The following is a 23,240-nucleotide window of genomic DNA, read 5'->3' as shown; positions in this document are numbered from 1 at the left end:
AAGGCATTGATGCAGCAGTGAACACATCTGCACCCGCAACCGGACCGAAAGCCCCGCACTCGGGGCAGCGCTGGCCCGCAGGGTGGACCAAACTCCACGTGTACCTGACCGATCTCGACCAGGTCAAGGCGGTCGCCGAGTCCTACCGCGACGTCCTCGACCGGGCCGACGGCGACCGGCACGTCCCGCTCGAATGGCTCCACGCCACCATCGCCTCCGTCGAATGCGACGCCGCATCGATCGACGACTCCACCCGCGAGAAGCTCATCGGCCGGCTCCGCGAGAAGGCCGCCGAGATCAAGGCCTTCCCGCTGACCATCGGCCCCGCGCTGGCCGCGACCGGCGCGATCATGCTCGACACCTTCCCCGACACCGAGTTCCGCAGGCTCGTGAACACCTGCGTGGACGCCGTCAACGAGATCGTCGAGGGCGACTACGGCCGCCCCTGCGGCGGTCCCGGGCACGTCTCGCTCTCCTACCGGTCCGCCGACGTCGACGCCGACACCAGCCGCGGCGCCATCCAGAACAAGCTCCGCGACGTTCGACCGGGTAGGACCGAAATCACCGTCAGTGGAGTGGATCTCGTCCGAGTCATCCAATCCGACGGCGCCTCCACCTACACCTGGGAACACATTGCTCGAATCCCCTTGGGGGAGTAGGGATCTCAATCTGTGAACGGGCGTCGCCTCAGGCGGCGCCCGTTGCGGTTGACGCACCGGAAGCGAATCTGACACCATTCTGTCACTGGCATGTGGCCTACTGTTGGTAACAGTGTCAATGTCCGGCCACGTGACGTTCAGGCGTGGTCAGCGACGACCTGCCTTCACCCTGCCGGTACCAGTCCCGGTCCACCCCGCAACGGCGTACGCCGTACGTGTCAGGAGGTGTCGATTTGTTCGCAGACAATGACCGTCGCATCGCAACCCGAGCTACGGAATTCCTTCCCCCGTTTGACGAAGCGGCGGAACTCGCCGACCCCCGACTCGTCGAGCCGCCCGCTGCGAAGACCCGCACCCAGGTCAGCGAACCGTACGGGTACTTCAGCGACCTCGACGTCGCCCACCTCCTCCACCAGGGCGAGATCCGCCCCGCCTACACGCTCGCCGAATCCACGCCGCTCGAAGTCTGGCGCCGCAACCTCGAGATCGTCACCGCGATCCTCACCGCCGCCGGCGTCGACCACTTCGCCGTGCCCGGTTACAGCCTCACCCGCCCCGTCCTGGCCGTCAACGCCGCCGACCGCCAGCGCGCGTGCACCGCGCTCGCGATCCTGTGCGACGCCACCGGCGGGCGGCTCTCGGTGCCCGAACCGGCCTTCCGCGAGTCCGAACTCGGCCTGGACCGCCCGCAGTGGGCCCGCAGCGCCGACATGGGCGACGTGCCGCTCGTCCGCGCCTCCTGGCTCTGGACCGACGCCGGCCGCGACCTCCTCTTCGGCGCCGACAGCGGCTGCGACGTCGAGTTCTGGACCGGCACCGGCGACGGCCACCTCCTGGCACCCAGGCACAACCGCATCAGTCCCGTCGTCCGCGACGACGGCGCCCGGGTCTCAGCACCCGGGCGCCTCTTCACGGCACTGGCGGCCGGCCCCCGCGCCGACCTCCCGCGCGTCTCGACCCGGCCTGAGTTCGCCCGCCCCGGGCTCGACCTCGTCGACTTCCCGATCGACGTCGTGTACACGTGGGTGGACGGCGCCGACCACGCGTGGCTGCGCCGCCGCGCCGAGGCCGACCAGTCGCCGTACCACGCCGAGTCGGCGAACGCGGCCCGCTTCCACGACCGCGAGGAGCTGCGGTTCTCGCTGCGCTCCCTGCACCTGAACGCGCCGTGGGTGCGGCACGTGTACCTGGTGACCGACCGGCAGCGCCCGCACTGGCTCGACGCGGACGCCCCGGGGATCACCGTGGTGGACCACCGGGACCTGTTCGACGACCCGGACTGCCTGCCCACCTTCAACTCGCACGCGATCGAGACGCAGCTGCACCGCATCGAGGGGCTCTCGGAGCACTTCCTGTACTTCAACGACGACATGTTCGTCGGGAAGCCGGTCGACCCGCGCCTGTTCTTCGAGCCCAGCGGGATCGCGCGGTTCTTCCCGGCGCAGACGTTCATCGGGATGGACCCGGTCAGCACGGCGGACTCGCCGCCGAACGCGGCGTTCAAGAACGACCGGGCGCTGCTGCAGCGGGCCTTCGGGCGGACCATCTCGCGGATGATGAAGCACGTGCCGTACCCGTTGCAGCGCAGCGTGCTCGCCGAGGTCGAGAAGGAGTTCGGGGAGGACCTGGCGCGGACCGCGCAGAGCGCCTTCCGCAACGTCACTGACGTCTCGACGGTGACCCTGCAGCACTACTACGCGTGCTTCACCGGCCGCGCGGTCCACGGCGAGGCGCAGGACGCCTACGTGGAGCTGGGGATGCCCGACGCGGCCGAGCGGCTGGAGCTGCTCCTGGAGCGCCGCGACCGCGACACGTTCTGCATCAACGACGCCGGGCTCCCCGAGGGCCAGGCCGAGGAGCGCTCGAACATGATGCGGCGCTTCCTCGAGTCGTACTTCCCGGTGCGGTCGCCTTGGGAGAAGGCCATGGCGTTCTAGGCGCAACTGACCCGCACGACTTCCCCCGTAGTCGTGCGGGTTGGTGAAGACTTCTCGCGAACGGTGAGTGTCGTACCTGTCGCGTAGTGTGAAATCAGGGGTCCCCTAGGGGGACATATCGGAAAAGTCGGAAATGCGAAGGGCCCGAAGCGAACGCTTCGGGCCCTTCACCGTGCGCTTACTTCAGTCCGCGTCGCTCCAGCAGCGGGTCGATCACGGCGTCCCGGCCGCGGAAGCGGCGGTAGGACTCCATCGGGTCGATCGAGCCGCCCTTGCTGAGCAGGGTGGCGCGGAAGTGGTCGCCGTTCTCGCGGGTCAGGCCGCCGTTCTCCTTGAACCACTCCACGGTGTCGGCGTCGAGGATCTCCGACCAGATGTACGAGTAGTACCCGGCGGCGTAGCCGATCGAGATGTGCGCAAAGTACCCCGAGCGGTAGCGCGGGGCGATCTCGGGCATGTAGATCCCGGCGTCCTCGAGCGCCTTGCGCTCGAAGGCCTCCACGACCGCGTGCGGGTCGTCGCCGCCGTCCGGCACCTCGTCCGGGGTGAGCCGGTGCCAGGCCTGGTCGAGCAGGGCCGCACCCAGGTACTCGGTCGAGGCGAAGCCCTCGCCGAACTTCCCGGCCGCCTTCCACTGCGCGATCAGCTCGGCCGGCGCGGCCTCACCGGTCTCGTAGTGGCGCATGTAGTTCGCGGTGACCTCCGGCCAGTCCTCCCACATCTCGTTGACCTGCGACGGGTACTCGACGAAGTCGCGCGGCGTCGAGGTCATCGAGGTCTTCGGGTAGCGGCAGGCCGAGAGCAGCCCGTGGAGGGCGTGCCCGAACTCGTGGAACAGCGTCGTCACGTTGTCCACCGTGACCAGCGCCGGCTGTCCGTCGGAGGGCTTCACGATGTTGAGGTTGTTGACCACCACGGGCTTGTCGCCCGTGAGCTCGGACTGGACGACGAGCGGGTTCATCCACGCGCCGCCCTTCTTCGAGTCGCGCGTGAAGAAGTCGCCCACGAACAGGCCCAGCGGCGCACCGTCGTCGAAGACCTCCCACACGCGGGCCTCGGGGTGGTAGCCCTCCAGGTCCTTGCGCTCCTCGAAGGTCAGTCCGAACTCCTGCTCGGCGGCGTGGAAGACGCCGTCGACGAGGACCCGGTCGAGTTCGAGGTACGGCTTCAGCGCTTCGGCGTCGAAACCGAACTTGGCCTGGCGCACCTGCTTGGAGTAGAACGACCAGTCCCAGGCCGCCAGCTCGAAGCCGCCGCCGTCGCCGTCGATGACCTCCTGCAGCTCCGCGGCCTCCCGGCGCGCGTTGCGCACCGAGGCCTCGGCGAGCCCGGCGAGGCGCTCGGCGATGACCCCGGCGTTCCCGGCCGTCTGGTCCGCGGCGATGTACGCGGCGAAGTGCTCGAACCCGAGCAGCTGCGCCTTCTCGGCGCGCAGCCGCACCATCCGCAGCAGCGTCTCGGCGTTCCCCGCGCCGCGCCCGATCGTGGCCTTGTACAGGCGCTCGCGCAGGCCCCGGTCCTTCAGGTCCTCCAGGAGCGGGTGGCGCGAGAAGTTCGACTGCGTGATGAGCCAGCCCTCGAGGCCGCGCTCCTTCGCGGCCGACGCGGCGGCCCCGATCTGGTCCTCGCCGAGCCCGTCGAGCTCCGCGCGGTCGGTCACGTGCACGGCCGAGTCGTTGATGTCGCTGAGGATCTGCTGGTTGAACTTGGAGGCCAGCTCGGCCAGCTCGGTGTTGATCGCCGACAGCCGCGCCTTCCCGTCCGCGTCGAGCGCGGCGCCGCCGCGCACGAACTCGGTCCGGTACCGCTCCAGCAGCCGCTCGTCCTGCTCGTCCAGGCCCAGCTGCCCGCGCTGCTCCCAGACCGCCTCGATGCGCGCGAACAGCGCCGCGTTCAGCAGGATCTTGTCCGCGTGCGCGGCGAGCTTGGGGCTGATCTCGGACTCGATCGCGTTCAGGTCGTCGTCGGTGTCCGAGGAGTTCTTGTTGAAGAACACGAGCGCGACCCGCTTGAGCGTGCCGAGACCGGACCGCTCCAGGGCCACCACGGTGTTCGCGAAGGTCGGCGGCTCCGGGTCGGCGACGATGTCGTCGACGGCCTTGAGCTGCTCGGCCATGCCCTGCTCGAACGCGGGCAGGTAGTGCTCGGTCGCGACCGCCGCGAACGGCGGGAGCTGATAGGGGAGGTCGGAAGGGGACAGGAACGGGTTCTCGGTCACGAAGGCTCCTCGCTGCGGTCGAACCGGCGCTGGCAGTAGCGGCGGGCGGCGGGCCCGTGGGTCGGGCACGACGGCTGTGCCGCCGAAAAGAATGGCGGTGGCCGAATCCTATTCCGGGCCCTAGCCGTCCGGCAAGCGCGATACGTTCGGCGGCCCGCCGGGCGGCCGGATCCGCGAACAGAGCGGCCCGCAACTTCACCGAACGGTCGCCCGCAGGATTAATATCGAGCCCATGTCTGAAACCAGTCCGCTATACGTGGCCAGCGACATCCACGGCCATTACGACGCGCTCGTCGAGTCGCTGCGAGGCCGGGGACTGGTGGACGGGGACGCCAAGTGGACCGGCGGCGATGCTCGCCTGTGGATACTCGGCGACCTCTTCGACCGCGGCGAGGAGGGCGTGGCGGTCGTGCGGCTGCTGCGCCGGCTCGCCGGGCAGGCCGCCGCCGAGGGCGGGCACGTGGACACGCTCATCGGCAACCACGAGGTGCTGCTGCTCGGCTCGCGCCGCTTCGGCGACGTGGCCTTCACCGACGTCGACGGCCAGGACCGCCAGTTCCTCCACTGGTGGGTCCTCAACGGCGGCTTCGAAGACGAGCTGGGCGACCTCACCGACGACGAGGTGAAGTGGCTCGAGACGCGGCGCGTGCTCCACGTCGCGGGGAACGTGCTCCTCGTGCACGCCGACACCGAGTCGTACCTGGGCTACGGCCGCAGCGAGGAGGCGGTGAACTCGGCGATCCGCACGATCATGGCCGGCGACGAGCCGGAGGAGTGGTGGCAGCTGTTCCGGGAGCTGACCCGCCGCCACGAGTTCATGGGCCCCGACGGGCCCGCGCGGGTGCGCGGGATGCTCCGCTCGTTCGGCGGCGAGGAGCTCGTGCACGGCCACTCCACGATCCCCGACACGACCGAACTCGCACCCAGCCAGGTGACGCAGGCCCGCCGCTACTGCGACGGGCTCGTGCTCAACGTCGACGGCGGCGTGTACCAGGGCGGCAAGTGCCTGGTCGTCCGCCTCAACTGATCGCCGACCGGAACGCGGCGGCCGCCTGGTGGTGCGGCCGCCGCTGACCGTGCACCCGCCTCATTCCTTCATGAAGTAGACGGGGGTGACCGGCGGCGCCGTCGCGGCGCGCCCGGCGCGCGACTCCACCCAGGCGGTCGCGACGACGGCGGCCGCGAGGCCCATCGTCACCCAGCCGGCGAGCGGCGAGAAGGCGATCGCGTACCCCAGTGCGGTCGCCGCCGCGGTGGCGAACGCGGCCGCCAGGAAGGCCCTGCGGAACGCGCGTCGATGTTCGCGGCGCGCGATGACTCTGTTGTGTCTCATATCTGACACAACGATGCAGGGCCTTGAATCGACACGTTGCATGTGCAGATTTCCCGCGTTCGAGCGACCGAAACCCGGCATAACCCCAGATAACCGGCTGACCGCCTCCGCGACCGAGCAAGACTGTAAGCGGCTTCGAGCACAGCGTCATCTTGGCAGTTGGCGGCCGTTGTGCCTGAAGGGAAAAGACGGTAAACAGTTAGTGTCGGAACGCCAAAGGCGACAATCCCGAGCCTCCAAAGAGCACCGCTCGAAGAGGACCGGGTCGTGCAGGGTCAAGACAACCGGGCACAGCTGACAACCGCCGGCGAACCGACACGGCGGCCGTACCTCTCGGCCGGAGGAACGGCCGCCACAACCGAACAGCACGGCACGTCCCGACAATCCGCATCCAACTCCTATAGACGGTGGGGTCTGACATGGAGTCCGAAACGCAGCCCATGGGGCGGCGCGTCGCCTATTGGCGACAACGCCGCGGCATGTCCCAGCAGGTCTTCGCCGACCGCATCGGCAAGTCCAAGAGCTGGGTCGACAAGATCGAACGCGGCGTCCGCCGCCTCGACAAGTACTCGGTCATCACCGAACTCGCCGAAGCCCTCAGCATCGACGCCGGGCAGCTGCTCGGCCGCGAACCCAAACGCCGCCCAGGACTCGGCGGCTGCCTCGACCAGGTCGAGGTCGAATCCATCCGCCAATCCCTCGAACGCTACGAACGCCTCGGACGCTTCCTCGAAGCCGCGCCGATCGAATCCACCCCGATCCCCGAACTCCGCGGAGCCGTCAACTACTGCTGGCTCGCCTTCGAGAAAGGCCACTACCCGGTCGTCGCCCGCTCGCTCATCCAGCTCCTGCGCGACACGCCCGTCGCCGAGGACCGGCCCGTCGGCGGCACCAGCGCCGACGCCGCCGAACTCATGACGCAGGTCTACCAGATCGCCTCCACGGTCCTGCGCAAACTCGGCGAGGCCCAACTCGCCTGGCTCGCCGCCGACCGCGCCATCTCCGCCGCCAACCGCGGCAACGACCCGCTCCTCGCCGGCATCGCCACCACCCGGGTCGCCAACGCGCTCAGGGCACTCGGACGCCACCAGGCCGCACTCGACCTCAACGTCCAAGTCGCCCACGGCCTCATCTCCGAATGCGGCGGCGAGCACTCCTCGCCCGCCCAGATCAGCGTCTACGGCGCGCTGCTCCTCCAAGGCGCCATGGCCGCCGCGCTCGCCGGCGACAGCACCACCAGCGACGACCTGCTCGACAGCGCCTCCCGCGCCGCCAGCATCCTCGGCCGCGACGCCAACTACTACTACACGTCCTTCGGACCGACCAACGTCCTGCTCCACCGCGCCGCCGCGTTCGTCGAACTCGGCGAAGGCGCCGACGCCCTCGCCGTCCACGACCGCATCCCGCCCGCCGCGCTGGCCGACCTCGTGGCCGAACGGCGCGCGCACCACCACCTCGACATGACGCGGGCGTGCGTCCAGGTGGGGGACATGGAACGGGCGAGCCGCCACCTGGTGACGGCCGACCGCCACGCCCCGGCCGAAGTCCGCTGCCGCCCGGTCGCGATCGAGCTCATCGACCAGATCCTCCACCGCACCAAAGGCGAACCCGCCCAGGACCTGCGCCGCCTCGCAGAGGAGGTCGGCGCCCTGAACTGAGCATTCACGGCCCGCAGGCTTCGCCGAGGGTGGAACGGTGTCCGGAGCCACGCTGCTCGAGCTCCGGGCACCGCCCTAAACTCCAAGCATGCGCACGCTCAGCGAGATCACCGCTGCACTCGACGACCTGTACCCGCGCCACTGGGCCGAGGACTGGGACCGGGTCGGGCTCGTCTGCGGCCGCGGCGGCAACTCGGTCCGCAGGATCCTGTGCGTCGTCGACGTCGTGCCCGCCACCGTCATCGAAGCCATCGAGAACGACTGCGACCTCATCGTCGCCCACCACCCCCTCCTGCTGCGCGGCGTCTCCAGCCTCGACCCCGCCGCCGACTACAAGGGCGACCTCGTCCACACCCTCATCGAGTCCGGCATGGGCCTCTACGTCGCCCACACCAACGCCGACGTCGCCAACCCAGGGGTCTCCGACGCCCTCGCCGAACGGCTCGGCCTCGTCGACCTCAGGCCCCTGCGCCCGCTCGCCGACGCCGAGCACCACGGCACCGGCCGCGGCATCGGCCGCATCGGCCGCCTCCCCGCACCGCTCACCCTCGACGCACTGGTCGCACACGCCGTGGCGGCCCTCCCGGCCACCGTCGGCGGCGTCCGCGCCGCGGGCGACGGCGGCCGGCTCATCAGCACCGTGGCCGTCTGCGGCGGCGCGGGCGACTCCTACCTCGCGGACGCCGCCGCGGCCGGCGCGAACGCCTACCTGACCGCCGATCTGCGCCACCACCCGGCCAGCGAGCACCTCGCCCGGAGCGGCCCGGCACTCATCGACGCCGCCCACTGGGCCACCGAGCGACCGTGGCTCGATATCGTTGCCGAGCAACTGTCTCGTCTGGTCGACGACGTCCTCGTCTCCGACCTCGACACCGATCCGTGGACCATCCACCAGAAAACCGGGGTGAACTAGGTTGAAAGCCGACCTTTTCGATCAGCGCCGACTGCTCGAACTCCAGGCGGTCGACACCCAGCTCACCCAGCTGGGCCAGCGCCGCAAGAAGCTCGACGCCGACCCGGTCTACGCGACCGCCGTGCAGCGCCAGCGCGCCCTCGCCGACAAGGCCGCGAACCTGACCGGCGACCTCGCCGACCTCGACCGCGACATCGAACGCGTCGAGCGCGAGGTCGAGCTCGTCACCAAGCGCGCCGAATCCGACCGCACCCGCATGGCCTCCGGCGCGGCCACCGCGAAGGAACTCGAAGGGCTGCAGAGCGAACTCGAGTCCCTCGCCCGCCGCCAGCGCACCCTCGAGGACGACCAGCTCGAGCTCATGGAGCGCCGCGAGGTCCTCGACGCCGAACTCGGCGAGGTCCGCCGCCAGGTCGAGGAGTCGCGCCAGGTCCTGGCCGACGCCGAGGCCGACCGCGGCCGCCAGATCGGCGAGATCGACGCCGAGACCGCCGACGCGACCTCCACCCGCGAGGCGCTCGCGATCAACATCCCCGACCGGCTCGTGGAGCTCTACGAGCGCCTCCACGCCAAGCAGCCCATCGCCGCCGCCGAACTCGTCGGCCGCCGCTGCGGCTCCTGCCGGCTCGAGAAGTCCCCGGCCGACATGATCCCGATCAAGTCCGCCCCGATCGACGAGGTCATCCGCTGCGAGGAGTGCAACTGCATCCTCATCAGAACCGAACTGCCGCAGTCGAAGCCGACCTCGCTCGGCTCCGAGGACGAACTCAAGAAGTACACGTAGCGCAAGCGAAAGGGCGGGAGGCGCCATGCGCCTCCCGCCCTTGACGTCTCGCAAACGACCGAAGCGATAGGTGCGGTCACGGGGACCCGGCCTCGGCGAAGCTCATGAGCCGTAGACCTGCAGCGTTGCCGACCTACGGAGCGGCCGCGACACTTCCGGTCCCCAGCGGCTCACGCTCGCGGAGGGGATCCGCTCGCGTCACGCCGACTTGCTGAACTCGGCCCAGCGCTCGATCAGCTCGGTCGCCTTGCCGTCGTCGATGGCCTTCGCGGCGAGGAGGAGGTTCGACTCCAGCAGGCCCTTGCGGGTCTTGACGTCGTGCAGGTCGACGCCGTCGATCAAGCCCTGCCGCGAGGCCAGCGCCGCCGCCGCGTTGATGAGCACCGCGTCGCGCACCGGCCGGTTCCCGCCCGCGAACACCTCGCGCGCCACCTTCGTGTTGAACACGATGTCGCCGCCGCGCAGCGCCTCCGGCCCGGCCTGCACCAGGCCGAACTCCTCGATGTCGATCGAACCCTGCGAGACCCGCCCGCCCGACACGACCCACTCCGAGGTCGTCGCCGACGTCGAGATCTCGTCCAGGCCGTCGTCGCCGCGCACCACGAACACCGAAGCGCCCCGCGCCGCGAACACCTGCGCCATGAGCGGTGCCTTCACCGGGTCCGCGCAGCCGATCAGGCCCGCCGCCGGCTGGCCCGGGTTCGTCAGCGGCCCGAGCAGGTTGAACACCGTCGGAATGCCGAGCGCCGCCCGCACCGGACCGGCGTGCCGCATCCCGGGGTGGAACGTGCGCGCGAAGCAGAACCCGATGCCGATCTCCCGCACCGAGGCCTCGACCCGCTCGGCCGTCGCCTCCAGGTCCACGCCCAGCGCCTCGAGCAGATCCGCCGAGCCCACGTTCGACGACGCCGACCGGTTCCCGTGCTTGATCACCGGCACGCCCGCGGCCGCGACCACGATCGCCGCCATCGTCGAGATGTTCACCGAGTTCGAGCCGTCGCCCCCGGTGCCCACGATGTCCACCGCGACGCCCAGGTCCGACAGGTCCAGACGCGTGGTCTCCGCCAGCATCCGGCCCGCGATCGCCCCGATCTCCTCGGGCGTCTCACCCTTTGAGCGCAGGAGCACCGCGAACGCCGCCAACTGGGCCGGATCGGCGTTGCCCGCCATGATCTCGGCCATCGCCCAGTCCGCGCTGGCCTCGTCGAGGTGGTCGCCGTTGGAAAGGCGCCCGAGGACGTCAGGCCAGGTCGCACTAGACATAAGGACTCCTGAAAAGGGGGAGGTCAGGCGGCGCGCTGCGCCGGCGCCACGCCTTCTGCGCGGCTGACCAGCAAGTCTACTACCGTCTGCCCCGTAGTCACGGGATTGAGGGGGTACATGAGCACCGCATCCGCCCGCGACCACGCCGCCAGCCACCGGTCCGCCGCCCGGGCCACCACGACCGCCAGGAGCGGCGGCTCGTCGAACTCGTCCCGCAACTGCCGGGCGATCCCCAGTCCGCCGGCGGGCTGCGCCTCGCCGTCGAGCAGCACCAGGTCCACGGCGTACTTGTCGATCAGCGCCACCGCCTCGTCGTACTCGCCCGCGACGGCGTACTCGATCTTCACCCCCTCCACCGGCTCCTCGCCGATCGCCGAGCGCATCTGCTCGATGACCGCGGGTCGATGGCTGTACAGCAGGACCGCGTACTCAGACGTTGAGGTAGTCACGCCTCGCATATTAAACCGGCCACACTGAAATGGGAAGAGCGGCGCGGCCACTTCCCCGGAACCGAGTGCCCACATTGGCCGAACCTTGAATGACCTGGGCACACGGTGTGAGAAGCCTGGGAGCCTACAACCGCGCGACACGCGCGAAAAACACACCCCATGCGCAGCTTGGGCCCGCCGGGCCGTAATAATGTGCGCGTGACTGCCGCCGAAGCAACTATCGACCCCAGCCGTATCCACTCACTGACGCGGCCCAACGTCGTCAGTGTCGGCACCATCGTGTGGTTGAGCAGCGAACTGATGTTCTTTGCGGGCCTGTTCGCGATGTACTTCTCCATCCAGGCCTCCGCGCCCGCGATGTACGAGGAGGGCTACCACCACCTCGAGATCCCGTACGCGCTGGTGTTCACCGTGATCCTCGTGGCCTCGTCGGTCACCTGCCAGCTGGGCGTCTTCGCCGCTGAGCGGGGCGACGTCTACAAGCTGCGGCTCTGGTTCGCGGTCACGTTCGTGATGGGACTCGTCTTCGTCCTCGGCCAGGTGAACGAGTACCGGAACCTGGTCACCGAAGGCCACTCGATCTCGGCCGACGGCTACTGGACGATGTTCTTCCTGACCACCGGCTTCCACGGCCTCCACGTCACCGGCGGCCTCATCGCGTTCATCGTCTACCTCATCCGCACGACGATGGGACGCTTCAGCCCGGCCCAGGCCACCGCGTCCATCGTGGTGTCCTACTACTGGCACTTCGTCGACGTGGTCTGGATCGCGCTGTTCGCCGTGATCTACTTCCTTCCGATGGCCCAGTACTGAAACACTCCGGCCGGTTCGCTCCTGAACTGACCCACAGCAAGTCAGGCTCCGGTTCCACCGGAGCCCTATCCGAGAATTGCGACGGCCGCCCCCCGGAGGCGGCCGCCGGCCGAACCGGGACCACAACGGGCCCGGTCCGGTCCGAGAGCTAGATAAAGGTGAGGCAACAACCGTGGCTGCATCAGCGAAACGCCGGCGAGGCTGGCGCAAGCGCCTCGGCGCGCTGGCCAGGTTCACCGGCGCACTGGTCATCGTCGGAGGGCTCTACTCGGCGTTCTCCCCGAGCCTGTACGCGCAGGAGGCCGAGTCCAACGCGATCGACTCCGAGGCCGTCAAGGGCCAGGAGCTCTACGACACCAGCTGCATCTCCTGCCACGGCGATAACGGCGAAGGCGTCGAAGGGCGCGGACCGAGCCTCATCGGCGTCGGATCCGCGGCCGTCGAGTTCCAGGTGAACACCGGCCGCATGCCGATGGCCGCGCAGGGCGCGCAGGCCCCGAGCACGGAGTACCCGGTCTTCACCGAAGAAGAGGCCGCGTGGCTCGGTGCCTACATCGAGTACCTCGGCGGCGGCGCCGGCACTCCCGACGACCTCGACGCGATGGTCGAAGAGGCCGACGTGGCCGCCGGCGGCGAGCTCTACCGCGTGAACTGCTCCTCCTGCCACGGCTACGCCGGCGGCGGCGGCGCCCTCTCCTCGGGCGCGCACGCGCCGTCCCTGGAAGGCGTCAGCAACGAGGAGATCTACCAGGCGATGCTGACCGGCCCGCAGAACATGCCGGTCTTCGCCGACAACGAGCTCACCCCTGAGCAGAAGGCCGAGCTCATCGCCTACGCCCAGTACCTGGTGAACGACGACAAGGACCCGGGCGGGGTGTTCACTCTCGGCCGTTTCGGACCGGCCACCGAAGGACTGGCCATCTTCCTGGTCGGCATGACCGCGCTCCTGCTGACCACGCTCTGGATTGCAGGTAAATCGTGAGTGCCCACAACGACAGCAACCCGCCCGAACCGGTGGACCTGAGCAACCCGAAGCTCAGCCGCTTCGAGGTCTACACCGAGGGCCTGCGTCGCGACGACATCGAGATCATTCACTACGAGCCGCGCTTCGCCAAGCCGGGGACCAAGCTCGAGAAGCGCATGGAGCGCATCGTCGGCGGTCTGTTCCTGGTCTCGGGGCTGTTCGCGACCGCGTTCGTGGCGGCGTACATCTTCTGGCCCTGGGAGTACGAGGGCGCCGCCACCTGGCGCGACCTCCAGACCTGGTACACGCCGGTGCTCGGCACCACGCTCGGCTTCTCGCTGCTGTTCTTCGCAGTCGGCGTGCTCACCTGGGCGAAGAAGCTGCTCCCGGTCGAGGAGCTGGTGCAGGACCGCCACGACGGCGGATCCTCTTCGGACGACCGCAAGATCGCCGAGGCCACCGTGGACAACATGGTCGAGGACATGGGCCTCAAGCGCCGGCCGTTCCTGGTGAAGGCCGCCCTCCTGGGCGCCGCGCCGCTCGGCCTGGCCGCGATCGCCCCGCTGGGCGCGCTCATCAAGGACCCGGGCGACATGCTCACCGTCACCGGCTGGAACGCCGAGCGGCACAACGACGGCGAGCCCGTCCGCTTCATGATGCGCGACGGCGCCATGGTGCGCCCGGACATGGTCTCGGTCGGCGGTCAGATCACCGTCTACCCGGCCATCGACCACGGCGCGACCAACAAGTACCCGACCTCGCCGGTCCTGCTGATCCACCTGCGTGACGCGGACGCAGCGATCCTGCGCGAGAACCTGTACCCGATGTACCAGGACGCCGACGCGCTGTGGGGCAACTTCGTCGCCTACTCGAAGATCTGCACCCACGTCGGCTGCCCGACCAGCCTTTACGAGCAGCAGAGCCAGCGCCTGCTGTGCCCGTGCCACCAGTCGCAGTTCAACGTGGTGGACAACGCCGCACCGGTCTTCGGCCCGGCGACCCGGCACCTGCCGATGCTGCCGTTCACCGTCGACGAAGAGGGCTTCTTCATCGCGAAGTCGGACTTCCTGGTGCCCCCGGGGCCGGCGTTCTGGAACCGCCCGTCCCTCCCCGAGGAGGATGAGAAGTGAAACGCCGCAAAGGCACGAGTGACAGCCTGCTGACCAAGGCGGGCGGCGAGCTCGACGACCGCTTCAAGCTCGCGGGTCCGGCCCGGATCCTGTTCAACAAGGTGTTCCCGGACCACTGGTCCTTCCTCCTGGGCGAGATCGCGCTGTTCTCGTTCATCCTCCTGCTGCTCTCGGGCACCTTCCTGGCGCTGTTCTTCGAGCCGTCCATGGTCGAGGTGACCTACCACGGCGCGTACGTGCCGCTGCAGGGCGTCGAGATGTCGCAGGCCTACGCCTCGGCCCTCGACCTCTCGTTCGAGGTGCGCGGCGGCCTGTTCATGCGCCAGATGCACCACTGGTCGACCCTGCTGTTCATGGCGTCGATCCTGGTCCACATGCTCCGGATCTTCTTCACCGGCGCGTTCCGCGCGCCGCGCGAGACGAACTGGATGATCGGCATCCTGCTGTTCTGGCTCGGCTTCTTCGAGGGCTTCTTCGGCTACTCGCTGCCGGACGACGGCCTCTCGGGCACCGGCCTTCGCATCATGGAGGGCATGACCGTCTCGATCCCGTTCATCGGGCCCTGGGCCTCGGCGGCGCTCTTCGGCGGCCAGTTCCCGGGCACGAGCGTGATCTCGATGCTCTACATCATCCACGTGTTCGTGTTCCCGCTGCTGATCCTGGGCCTCATCGTGGTCCACATCGGGCTCGTGTTCGCGCAGAAGCACACCCAGTGGCCCGGACCGGGCCGCACCGAGCACAACGTGGTCGGCTTCCGGATGTTCCCGAACTACGTCATGAAGCAGGTCGGCTTCATGCTGTTCATCTGGGGCGTCCTCGGCGCGATGGCGGGCCTGTTCCAGATCAACCCGATCTGGCTCTTCGGCCCCTACGAGGTCTCGGTCGTGTCCTCGGCCTCGCAGCCCGACTTCTACGTCATGTACCTGGACGGCCTGATCCGCCTGTTCCCCGCATGGGAACTGCGCATCCCGCCGTACTTCACGCTGCCGCCGGTGTTCTGGCCGGGCATCGTGGGCATGGGCCTGTCGGTCGTGCTGCCGCTGCTGTACCCGGCGCTGGAGCGGCGGTTCACCAAGGACCGCGGGCACCACAACCTGCTGCAGCGTCCCCGCGACAACGCGGGCCGCACCAGCCTCGGCGTCATGGTCGTGGTCTTCTGGATCATCGGCGTGATCTCCGGCGGCAACGACGTGTTCGCCGAGAAGTTCGACATCAGCCTGAACGCCATGACCTGGGCGGGCCGCATCGGACTCGTGGTCCTGCCGATCATCGCGTACTACGTGACGTACCGGATCTGCCTGGGCCTGCAGCAGCACGACCGCGAGGTCCTCGCGCACGGCCTGGAGACGGGCATCCTGATGCGCGACCCGAACGGCCGCTTCTACGAGGTGCACCAGCCCCTCGCGGAGCCGGACGAGCACGGCCACACCGAGCTGGAGTACAACGGTTGGGTGGTCCCGAAGAAGATGAACCGCATCGGCGCGCTGCCGCCCGCCGACAAGGGCTTCTTCAAGTCGATCGAGGAGCCGTCCGAGGACGGCCGCGCCGAGCGGCGCGACGAGATCGAGTCGGGCAAGCACTAGCGAACGAGTGAAGAGCGGGGCCGCACCGGAAGGTGCGGCCCCGCTCTCGCTGCGTCCGGTGCCGGGTCAGAAGCGGTCGACGGTGGTGATGAGCTTCTCGGCGAGCTCGTCCGGGTCGAGCTTCTCGCGGGCGAGGGCCAGATAGAGCGAGTCGAGGTCTGGGAAGCCCAGAGACGAGGCGACGCCGTGGAGCGGTTGCTCCCCTGACAGTCCGCGCCCGCGGGCGATCAGGGACCGCCACAGGCGGTTCTTTCCGGCCTTCAGTTCGTCCTCGAAGCGCTGCATGGGGATGATCGGGAGTTCCCCGGTGGAGTCGATGTCCTCCATGGACCCGAACCAGTCGTTGATGTGGAGCTGGGCCTCGGGGGTCTTGGCGTGGTCGAGCCACTGCTTCGAGGGGCCGTAGGGCTGCTCGTTGGTGAGGACGAGCTCGACGGTGTCGCCGTCGCGCAGGCTCTGGGCGAGGGGGGCGATCTCGCCGTTGACGTACGCGGCGATGAGCCGGTGGCCCTTGGAGGGGCCGGAGCAGTAGGCGACGTCGACGGGGGTGGAGGCCTTGGGGACCATGAGCTGCCCGCCGTCGCGGGTGAAGACGATGATGTCCTGGTCGGCGAGGTCGCAGCGGAGGGAGTCGAGGAACTGGCCGGAGTCGGCGACGTCGTTCTGCCATTCGAGGAGGCGCTGGAGCCAGGGGAGCTGGATCTCGACCGGGTTGGCGCCGGACTGGCGCAGGCCGGCGACGATGCCGACCTCGGCGGTCTCGTGCATCTCCTTGGTGCGGATGAGGAACTCGATGGGGGTGCCGCCGGGGCCGGCCACGGCGGTGTGGATCGACTGGTACAGGTTGAACTTCCGGGCCGCGATGAGGTCGCGGAACTTGCCGCCGATGGGCTTCCAGAGCTTGTGGATCGCCCCGAGCGCGGCGTAGCAGTCGGTGGCGGGGCCCTCGACGACGATGACCATGCGCGGCGGGTCGGCCGGGCCGGTGCCGGGGTGCTTCTGCATCTCGCGGTAGATCGAGTACGGGTGCCGGGGACGGTCCAGGAGGCGGGCGGCGACCTTGAACTCGCGCAGGGCCCGGCGGACCTGGGGGGCGATGACGGCGACCTGGCGGTTGCGGTCGGTGTCGGAGCCGAGGTGCTCGCGGATGGCCTGGAAGACCTCCGGTTCGAGGGTCTCCAGGACGATGTCCTCGAGCTCGCGCTTGATCACGTAGAGGCCGAGGCGGTCGGCGAGGGGGATGAGGACGTCCTTGGTGGCCTCGGCGATGCGGATCTGGCTGGGGCGCTTCTTGAACTTGATGGTCCGCATGTTGTGGAGGCGGTCGGCGAGCTTGATGACCATGACGCGGATGTCGCGCCCGGCGGTGAGCACGAGCTTGCGGAACGTCTCGGCCTCGGCGGCCGACCCGAGGTGGATCTTGTCGAGCTTGGTGACGCCGTCGACCATCACGGCGATCTCGTCGCCGAAGTCGCCGCGGAGCGCCTCGAGGGAGTAGCTGGTGTCCTCGACCGTGTCGTGGAGGAGCCCGGCCGCGATGGTGGCGGTGTCGACGCCGAGTTCGGCGAGGATGGTGGAGACCGCGATCGGGTGGGTGATGTAGGGCTCGCCCGAGCGGCGGGCCTGCCCGCGGTGCATCTGCTCGGCGATGCGGTAGGCGCGGCGGACCAGGAGCATGTCGGGCTGCTCGTAATGGGCACGGTGGGCGGCTTCGAGCTGCGCCACTTTGCCCGCGAGGTCCCACGGATCGTCAGGTTTGGCAGATCGAGTAGCGGAAAGCAATGCGCGCAACATGAAAGCCTCCGATGCCCAAGGTTGACCGCATTCTAGATGTACAACGATTCTTGGAGAGAATCGACACTAGACACTGTCGGATTTCGGCTGGGCCGCCGCCACCGGCGGATGACACACAGTACCCGCGCGGGCCTGCCGGTGGAAACCTCAAGCGCCGCAAATGGATGCGAGACGACTCACGTCCGATTCGCCGGGTTGGGGCGGTCCCGGAGGCTGGCACGGTGGGTTGCGTTGGGACAGCGGAGGGTTCGAGGCGGGATCTCAGCATGTGGAAGGCTGCGGCCCCCGGGGTCGGGTGTGTCGGCGCTGGACCGCCCCCGGTTTCGATGATGCCGGAAGGGTGTGACACGCCGGGGAAGACGAGTGCGGTTCAGCGTTCGCCGTTCCCGCGGCGCCACGCGGACGGGTCGTGGGGGATCGCGCCGCTCCAGCGCTCGGCCCCGTCGAGGCGGCTCGCCCAGGGGCGCTCGACCATGACGAGCCGGACGTCGGGGCGGGCGAGCCATTCCAGGAGGAGCCGGGTCTCGGCGGCGTGGGCGGCGTCGGCGACGTCCTCGACCGGGTCGACGACGCGGGAGGTCTCGCGCAGTTTCGCGATGTGCGGCATCGGATCGGCCCGGGGCGGGGTGCGGGCGGCCCCGGCGAGCAGGCCGTGGCGGATCACGGCGATCTCCCAGCCGCCGCCCTTGGCCCGGCCCGCGGCCACGATCTCCCCGGCGGCCACGAGGCTCCTGGTGCGGTGCGTGGCCGCGGCGAGCTGGAGGTAGGCGCCGAGTTCGTCCCGGCGTTCGGCGGCGGCCTCGAAGCGCTCGGCCGCGGCGAGCTCGGCGAGGCGCTCGGTGACGGCCGCGGCGATGGGGGACGGGTCGCCGTCCATGGCGCGGGCGGCGCGATCGGCGACGGCCGTGTACTCCTCGACGCTCACGCTGTGACGGCACGGCTCGACGCACCTGCCGATCTCGCCGAGCACGCACGAGGGCGACATCCGCTTGGGGGACAAGCGGGTCCGGCACGAGCGGATCGGCAGCGCCGCCTCGATCGCGCCGATCGCCGCCTGCGCCTGCGTGCCCGAGGTCGGGCCGAGCCGGGGCGTGCCCGGGCCGGGCGGGTTGCGGGAGATCTGCAGGCGCGGGTAGGGCTCGTCGGACAGGCGCACCCAGGACCGGTGCTCGGGGAACTTCGCGGCCCGGTTGTAGGGCGGCTTGCCGCCGGAGATGAGCCGCAGTTCCGCGATCCCGGCCTCGAGCCGGTGGGCGCACTCGACGACCTCGACGCGCTCGGCGGAGGCGAGCATGTCGCGCAGGCGGCGGCGCTGCTCGGCGGCCGAGAAGTAGCTGCGGACGCGGGCCGCTACGTCCACGGAGACGCCGATGTAGAGCGCCCGGTCGTCCGCGTCGCGGAAGATGTAGACGCCCGGGGCGTGCGGGAGGCCGTCGGCCAGGTGCTTCTTGCGGCGCTGCAGCTCGGAGGGGATGGCGCGGCAGAACTCGGCGAGCTCCGCGTCGGTGGTCACGCCGTGCCCGGAGGCGCGTTCGATGAGGCCGTGGAGCACGGTGACGGTGGCGCGGGCGTCGTCCAGGGCCCGGTGGTTCGGGGTGACCGGCGAGCCGAAGAGCCGCGCGAGGGTGGCGAGGCGGCGGTTGGGGACCTCGCTCTTCTCGGTGAGGCGCCGGGCCAGGACCACGGTGTCGACCACGGGCGGGCGGGGCCAGCGCGTGTCGGTGAGCTCGCAGGCGTGGCGCAGGAACCCGATGTCGAAGCCCGCGTTGTGGGCGACGAGGGTGGCCCCGCGCGCGAACTCCAGGAACGAGGGGAGGACCGCCTCGATGCCGGGGGCGTCGGCGACCATCGCGTCCGTGATGCCCGTGAGGCGGGTGACGCGCGGGTCGATGGACTCGCCGGGGTTGACGAGGGTCCCGAACTCGCCGATGACCTCGCCGCCCTTGACCTTGACCGCGCCGATCTCGGTGATGCCGCACGCGTCCGCGGCCAGGCCGGTGGTCTCGAGGTCGACGACGCAGAAGGTCACCTCGGCGAGCGGGGTCCCCAGGCTGTCGAGGGTCGGCTGGGTGAAGCCTTCGGCGTTCGATGCACCATCGGTGAGTGCACCGTCGCTCGCAGCGCCGCGTCTGTACATGTACGCCACCCTAAGGGCGACCTGTGACAGACCGGTCCTTGCGGCTGTTCGAACGTCGCGGCCGCCGCACCGCCGACCGCATCCTGTCGGTGGCGCGGGCGGAGCGCCGGGCCAGGCGGGCGCTCTCCTCGGCCTGCTTCGCGCTGATCCGCGCCAGGAGCGACGCGGGCCAGAACACGGCCCGGTAGCGGCGGCGCGGCTCGGCGCGCTTGTCCAGTTCGGCGTGGAGGTCGCGCACGGCGTCGGCGAGCCCGGCCGGGTCCACTCCCTGCGTGGAGTACCGGTGGCGGGCCATGGCCGCACCGAGGGCCGTGGCCGCGTCGCGGGCGCCGGGGGCGGCCTGGCCGAGGACCCCGGCGGCCTGCCGGGGGGTCAGCGAGTCGCTGACGCCCACGCCGTAGTCGAGGGCGAGGTCGAGCACCTCGTCCCACGCGGTCTTCGCGGTGAGCCGCGCGGGGTCGAGCCGCGAGCGGCGCAGGAGCCTGCGCCACACCGCAGGGACGAACGGGAGGGCCGCCAGCGGCAGGAGGGGCAGCCACAGCGGGTTGAAGGCGAGGCCGCCGCCCGGGCCGGCGTCGCCGGCGTGCGCGGTGGGGCCGCCGGTGGGCGTCTCGACGCCCGCGGTCGCATCGGGCGCGGCGCTGCTGGGCGCTTCGCTGGGCGCGGCGGACGGGTCGGTCGTCGCGCCCGGGTCCTGGGTCTGCTCGTCCTCGGGCGCCGGTTCGGTCGCCCACGGGAACGTGACCGCGCCGGGCACGCCCGCGGACGGGGTCGGGTCGAACGTGACCCAGCCGGGCCCTTCGTAGTACACCTCGACCCACGCGTGGTAGTCGTGGCTGCTGAGGACCCATTCGGAGCCGTCGCGGCGGCCCTGGGACATGCCGATGACGACGCGCGCGGCGACGTCGGCCTCGCGCAGCATCCACGCCATCGCGGCCGCGTACTGCTGGCAGTAGCCCTGCTGGGACTCCAGGAAGTCGAGGATGGCCTCCTCGTTGCCCGCGTCGGTGGTCTGGAGGGAGTACCGGAAACCGTTGGCGACCGACAGGTAGTCGAGGGTCGCGAGGACCTTCTCGTGGACCGTCGTGGCGTCGCCGAGCTCCCGGTCGACGATCTCGGTCATCTCGGGGACGTTCGGGTGCCGGGTGTTGTCCTGCCACCGCGCGTCGCCGGGGTCCATGCCGCCGGCGTTCGCGAGCGTCGCGGCGTCGGGCGCCGGGTCGGTGAACGAGAACGAGTACGACTCGACGTCGCCCATGTCGGAGCCGTCGCCGATGATGACGCCGGTGTCCTCGTCGACGGCCCAGTCGCCGTCGACGTCGACGCTCGCCGGGTTCCCGTAGACGGGCAGCACCGGCGCCTCCAAGGCGAGGTTCTCGACCTCGGCGGTGTACACCTCCCCGCCGGAGCCCAGGTCGCCGAGCGAGTCCTCGCCTTCGTAGTCGTTGGGGCCGAAGCCGTCAGAGGTGAGCTCGTCGAGGACGTGCATCCGCATGTAGCGCGGGTTCGGGTCGTCGGTCGAGACGCGGAGGACGTCGACCTCCTCGGGCCGGTTGAGCGAACCCGACAGCTGCGCCCACGGGTTGACGTCGCCCAGCCCGGCGTCGCCGCCGCCCTCGAAGTCCTCGGCGACCCGGTCGATGAACCCGGAGGTGTTGGTGGGCACCACGGTCAGGGACACGAGCGTGACCACGATGAACCCGACCGCCGACCAGCGGGCCGTGCGGGCCATCGGGGACGGGAACCGCTGCGACACGAGCTGCCCCGAGCCGGTGAAGCGGTGGCCGAACGCCGAGACGCGCCGCAGGTTGTCGTCCGCGAGGAGCCACAGGTACGAGACGGCCGGGAGGATGAACCAGAACCACGCCGTCGCGTCCGGCGCGACCGAGACCGGCACCAGGTACATGGTGAGCAGCGTCAGGCCCGCGAGCGCCGGGGTCCGCAGGCCGACCACGAACATGTCGTGCAGGATCGCGACGAGCCCGATCCCGAGCAGGGTGAGGAACAGGATGCCGCCCTCGGCGGGCACGGGCGGGGTGTTCGTGACGATCCCCGCGATACCCTCGTTCGCGAGCATGCCGAAGTGCTCGAACGTGGCGGGCAGCGGGATGACGAACAGGAGTCCGGTGCCGCCGCCGAACCCGGCGGTGAGCACGATCAGGAGCCCGGCGCACATGGCGATGGTCTGGAGGCCCTGCCCCCGCCCGGCCGCGCGCATGAGCGACCCGCAGGTGGCGATCACCGCGATGGTGAGCAGCACCGGGAACGCCCACCCGACGCCGTCGAAGATGCCGATGAGCGGCGTCAGCGTCAAGGCCAGGGTGGCCGCCGCGACCATCGTGGCGTGCCGCTGTCCGCTCATGTGAGAGTCCTCCACGCGCCCAGGCGGGTCCACACCCGGCGCAGCTCGGTCCCGGCGACCACCGGGATCACCTGCCAGCCCGCGTTCGACAGGGCCGAGACGGCCGCGACGTGCTGCTCGGCGAACGCCCGCTCGCGCGGGTCGGGCCGGCTCGAGGGCGCCTTCGGGATCCACCGCACCGGGTCGACCACGAGCGCCGTGCACGCCCCGCCGCGCTTGGCGAGCCGCCCCAGCGAGGCGGCCTCCTCGGCGCTCAGGTGGCCCAGGAACGCGACGATCCCGGAGACCGACCGCGACCGCTGCGCCTTCTCGACCAGGTGCGCGATCGGGGCCTCCGGGGCGGCGGCCACCGTCGCCAGGTAGCGCATCGCCTGGCTGTAATCGCCTTGGCGGCATTCGAAGTCGCGGTGCGCGGTGATCAGCCACGGGTCGATCCCGTCGCGCGAGAGCCGCACCGTCGCCGACGCGGCCGCGTCCACCATCCACTCGAAGCTCGAGAGCTCCCCGCGGTGCGCGCCGCGGCGCACGTCGAGCAGGAGCGCCGCGTTGTTCTCCCACGGCTGCTCCTCGCGGCGCACCATGAGCTGGCCCCGGTGGGCGCTGGCCTTCCAGTGCACGCGCCGCATGTCGTCCCCGTGGCGGTACTCCCGCACGGCGATGTCGTCGTTGCCGGTGATCGCGACCGCGTGCGCCGCGGACTCCCCGGAGGACATCCCGGCCCCGCCGGGCAGCAGCAGGCTGCGCAGCGGCTGGATGCGCGGGGTCACGATGAGCTCGGTCGTCAGCGGGAACTCCTGCACCGAGACGGCCAGCCCGAACGGGTCCGAGGTCCGCACCGTCAGCGGCCCCAGCTCGTACGCGCCGCGCGTCCCGGGCGTGATCGTGTAGTTCACGACGCTCCGCGCGCCCGGCGCGAGCCGCTCCAGGACCAGGCGCGGGCGGTTCCCGAGCCGGTAGGGGATGCGGTCCTCCAGCATCAGCGCCGGCGGGCGGCCCCGGCCGGTGTTCTGGATGCCCAGGCGCACCTGCGTGGGCTGCCCCGCCTCGACCTGCGGCGGGTTGAGCACCCGGTTCGACTCGAGCGAGGGGCGCGACCACCGCAGCATGACCAGCCCGCCCAGCGGCGCGATGAGCGCCAGCAGCGCCGCGCGCAGCAGGTCGCCCTCGCCCACCAGCAAGGCGACGAGGCCGACGACCACGCTCACCGCCAGCAGCGTCTTGCCGCGCCCGGTGAGCTCCACGC

The 23,240-nt window shown here is 70.3% G+C and carries 18 protein-coding genes; 10 read left to right on the top strand and 8 right to left on the bottom strand.

Annotation, left to right across the window (positions count from 1 at the left end):
• Window positions 1-17 precede the first annotated feature (17 nt).
• The gene (locus QWI33_RS06680; RefSeq protein WP_289956131.1) at window positions 18-659 is read left to right on the top strand and encodes a 2'-5' RNA ligase family protein; all 642 of its coding nucleotides are present in this window, start codon (window positions 18-20) and stop codon (window positions 657-659) included.
• A gap of 233 nt (window positions 660-892) precedes the next feature.
• Window positions 893-2,596: a stealth family protein gene (locus QWI33_RS06675; RefSeq protein WP_289956130.1), complete on the top strand. Its 1,704-nt coding sequence runs from the start codon at window positions 893-895 to the stop codon at window positions 2,594-2,596.
• Between the two features lie 178 nt (window positions 2,597-2,774).
• On the opposite strand, the gene QWI33_RS06670 is transcribed toward QWI33_RS06675, so the two are convergent.
• Window positions 2,775-4,814: a M3 family metallopeptidase gene (locus QWI33_RS06670; RefSeq protein WP_289956128.1), complete on the bottom strand. Its 2,040-nt coding sequence runs from the start codon at window positions 4,812-4,814 to the stop codon at window positions 2,775-2,777.
• A 232-nt stretch (window positions 4,815-5,046) separates the two neighbouring features.
• Between QWI33_RS06670 and QWI33_RS06665 the strand changes: the two genes are divergently transcribed.
• On the top strand, window positions 5,047-5,841 hold the full coding sequence (locus QWI33_RS06665; protein WP_289956127.1) for a metallophosphoesterase: 795 nt from the start codon (window positions 5,047-5,049) through the stop codon (window positions 5,839-5,841).
• 60 nt (window positions 5,842-5,901) lie between these two features.
• Here QWI33_RS06665 and QWI33_RS06660 read toward each other — a convergent pair whose 3' ends face one another.
• Window positions 5,902-6,147, bottom strand: a complete 246-nt coding sequence (locus QWI33_RS06660; protein ID WP_289956125.1) for a hypothetical protein — start codon at window positions 6,145-6,147, stop codon at window positions 5,902-5,904.
• Window positions 6,148-6,566: 419 nt separating this feature from the next.
• Between QWI33_RS06660 and QWI33_RS06655 the strand changes: the two genes are divergently transcribed.
• The 3 genes from QWI33_RS06655 to QWI33_RS06645 all read left to right on the top strand — a co-directional run bounded on the left by QWI33_RS06655 (window position 6,567) and on the right by QWI33_RS06645 (window position 9,502).
• Complete coding sequence (locus QWI33_RS06655; protein WP_289956122.1) at window positions 6,567-7,805, top strand: helix-turn-helix domain-containing protein; 1,239 nt, start codon at window positions 6,567-6,569, stop codon at window positions 7,803-7,805.
• A gap of 88 nt (window positions 7,806-7,893) precedes the next feature.
• Window positions 7,894-8,718, top strand: coding sequence for a Nif3-like dinuclear metal center hexameric protein (locus QWI33_RS06650; protein ID WP_289956120.1), 825 nt, complete (start codon window positions 7,894-7,896; stop codon window positions 8,716-8,718).
• Window position 8,719: 1 nt separating this feature from the next.
• Window positions 8,720-9,502 (top strand): zinc ribbon domain-containing protein, encoded by a 783-nt coding sequence (locus QWI33_RS06645; protein WP_289956119.1) that lies wholly within the window; start codon window positions 8,720-8,722, stop codon window positions 9,500-9,502.
• A 198-nt stretch (window positions 9,503-9,700) separates the two neighbouring features.
• Here QWI33_RS06645 and trpD read toward each other — a convergent pair whose 3' ends face one another.
• Together trpD and QWI33_RS06635 are read right to left on the bottom strand one after the other, a co-directional pair.
• Entirely contained in the window at window positions 9,701-10,765 is a 1,065-nt protein-coding gene (gene trpD, locus QWI33_RS06640) for an anthranilate phosphoribosyltransferase (RefSeq protein WP_289956117.1), read from the bottom strand.
• Window positions 10,766-10,788: 23 nt separating this feature from the next.
• Entirely contained in the window at window positions 10,789-11,148 is a 360-nt protein-coding gene (locus tag QWI33_RS06635) for a hypothetical protein (RefSeq protein WP_353895423.1), read from the bottom strand.
• Between the two features lie 264 nt (window positions 11,149-11,412).
• Here QWI33_RS06635 and ctaE point away from each other — a divergent pair, with 264 nt between their 5' ends.
• The 4 genes from ctaE to qcrB all read left to right on the top strand — a co-directional run bounded on the left by ctaE (window position 11,413) and on the right by qcrB (window position 15,704).
• Complete coding sequence (gene ctaE, locus QWI33_RS06630; protein ID WP_289956113.1) at window positions 11,413-12,027, top strand: aa3-type cytochrome oxidase subunit III; 615 nt, start codon at window positions 11,413-11,415, stop codon at window positions 12,025-12,027.
• 172 nt (window positions 12,028-12,199) lie between these two features.
• Window positions 12,200-13,009 (top strand): cytochrome bc1 complex diheme cytochrome c subunit, encoded by an 810-nt coding sequence (qcrC, locus tag QWI33_RS06625; RefSeq protein ID WP_289956111.1) that lies wholly within the window; start codon window positions 12,200-12,202, stop codon window positions 13,007-13,009.
• Window positions 13,006-14,121: a cytochrome bc1 complex Rieske iron-sulfur subunit gene (qcrA, locus tag QWI33_RS06620; protein WP_289956109.1), complete on the top strand. Its 1,116-nt coding sequence runs from the start codon at window positions 13,006-13,008 to the stop codon at window positions 14,119-14,121. Before qcrC ends, qcrA begins: the two co-directional genes overlap by 4 nt.
• Complete coding sequence (gene qcrB / locus QWI33_RS06615) at window positions 14,118-15,704, top strand: cytochrome bc1 complex cytochrome b subunit (RefSeq protein ID WP_289956108.1); 1,587 nt, start codon at window positions 14,118-14,120, stop codon at window positions 15,702-15,704. The genes qcrA and qcrB overlap by 4 nt, the downstream gene beginning before the upstream one ends.
• Before the next feature lie 66 nt (window positions 15,705-15,770).
• Here qcrB and QWI33_RS06610 read toward each other — a convergent pair whose 3' ends face one another.
• From QWI33_RS06610 to QWI33_RS06595, 4 genes are all read right to left on the bottom strand, one after another.
• Window positions 15,771-17,486: a RelA/SpoT family protein gene (locus QWI33_RS06610; protein WP_289956106.1), complete on the bottom strand. Its 1,716-nt coding sequence runs from the start codon at window positions 17,484-17,486 to the stop codon at window positions 15,771-15,773.
• Window positions 17,487-17,868: 382 nt separating this feature from the next.
• Window positions 17,869-19,635 (bottom strand): DEDD exonuclease domain-containing protein, encoded by a 1,767-nt coding sequence (locus tag QWI33_RS06605; protein WP_289956105.1) that lies wholly within the window; start codon window positions 19,633-19,635, stop codon window positions 17,869-17,871.
• Between the two features lie 10 nt (window positions 19,636-19,645).
• On the bottom strand, window positions 19,646-21,997 hold the full coding sequence (locus QWI33_RS06600) for a transglutaminase TgpA family protein (RefSeq protein WP_289956103.1): 2,352 nt from the start codon (window positions 21,995-21,997) through the stop codon (window positions 19,646-19,648).
• On the bottom strand, window positions 21,994-23,238 hold the full coding sequence (locus tag QWI33_RS06595) for a DUF58 domain-containing protein (protein WP_289956101.1): 1,245 nt from the start codon (window positions 23,236-23,238) through the stop codon (window positions 21,994-21,996). The genes QWI33_RS06600 and QWI33_RS06595 overlap by 4 nt, the downstream gene beginning before the upstream one ends.
• Window positions 23,239-23,240 lie beyond the last annotated feature (2 nt).

The organism is Glycomyces tritici (genome assembly GCF_030403505.1).
Note: the sequence above shows the minus strand (reverse complement) of the source record. Positions and strands in the feature narration are given on the sequence as shown.

What these genes read in the sequence shown, in the direction of transcription:
- QWI33_RS06660 (WP_289956125.1), bottom strand. Translation starts at nt 6,147, where the DNA reads ATGAGACACAACAGAGTCATCGCGCGCCGCGAACATCGACGCGCGTTC.
- QWI33_RS06605 (WP_289956105.1), bottom strand. Translation starts at nt 19,635, where the DNA reads ATGTACAGACGCGGCGCTGCGAGCGACGGTGCACTCACCGATGGTGCA.
- trpD (WP_289956117.1), bottom strand. Translation starts at nt 10,765, where the DNA reads ATGTCTAGTGCGACCTGGCCTGACGTCCTCGGGCGCCTTTCCAACGGC.
- QWI33_RS06600 (WP_289956103.1), bottom strand. Translation starts at nt 21,997, where the DNA reads ATGAGCGGACAGCGGCACGCCACGATGGTCGCGGCGGCCACCCTGGCC.
- QWI33_RS06655 (WP_289956122.1), top strand. Translation starts at nt 6,567, where the DNA reads ATGGAGTCCGAAACGCAGCCCATGGGGCGGCGCGTCGCCTATTGGCGA.
- QWI33_RS06635 (WP_353895423.1), bottom strand. Translation starts at nt 11,148, where the DNA reads ATGCGCTCGGCGATCGGCGAGGAGCCGGTGGAGGGGGTGAAGATCGAG.
- QWI33_RS06665 (WP_289956127.1), top strand. Translation starts at nt 5,047, where the DNA reads ATGTCTGAAACCAGTCCGCTATACGTGGCCAGCGACATCCACGGCCAT.
- QWI33_RS06650 (WP_289956120.1), top strand. Translation starts at nt 7,894, where the DNA reads ATGCGCACGCTCAGCGAGATCACCGCTGCACTCGACGACCTGTACCCG.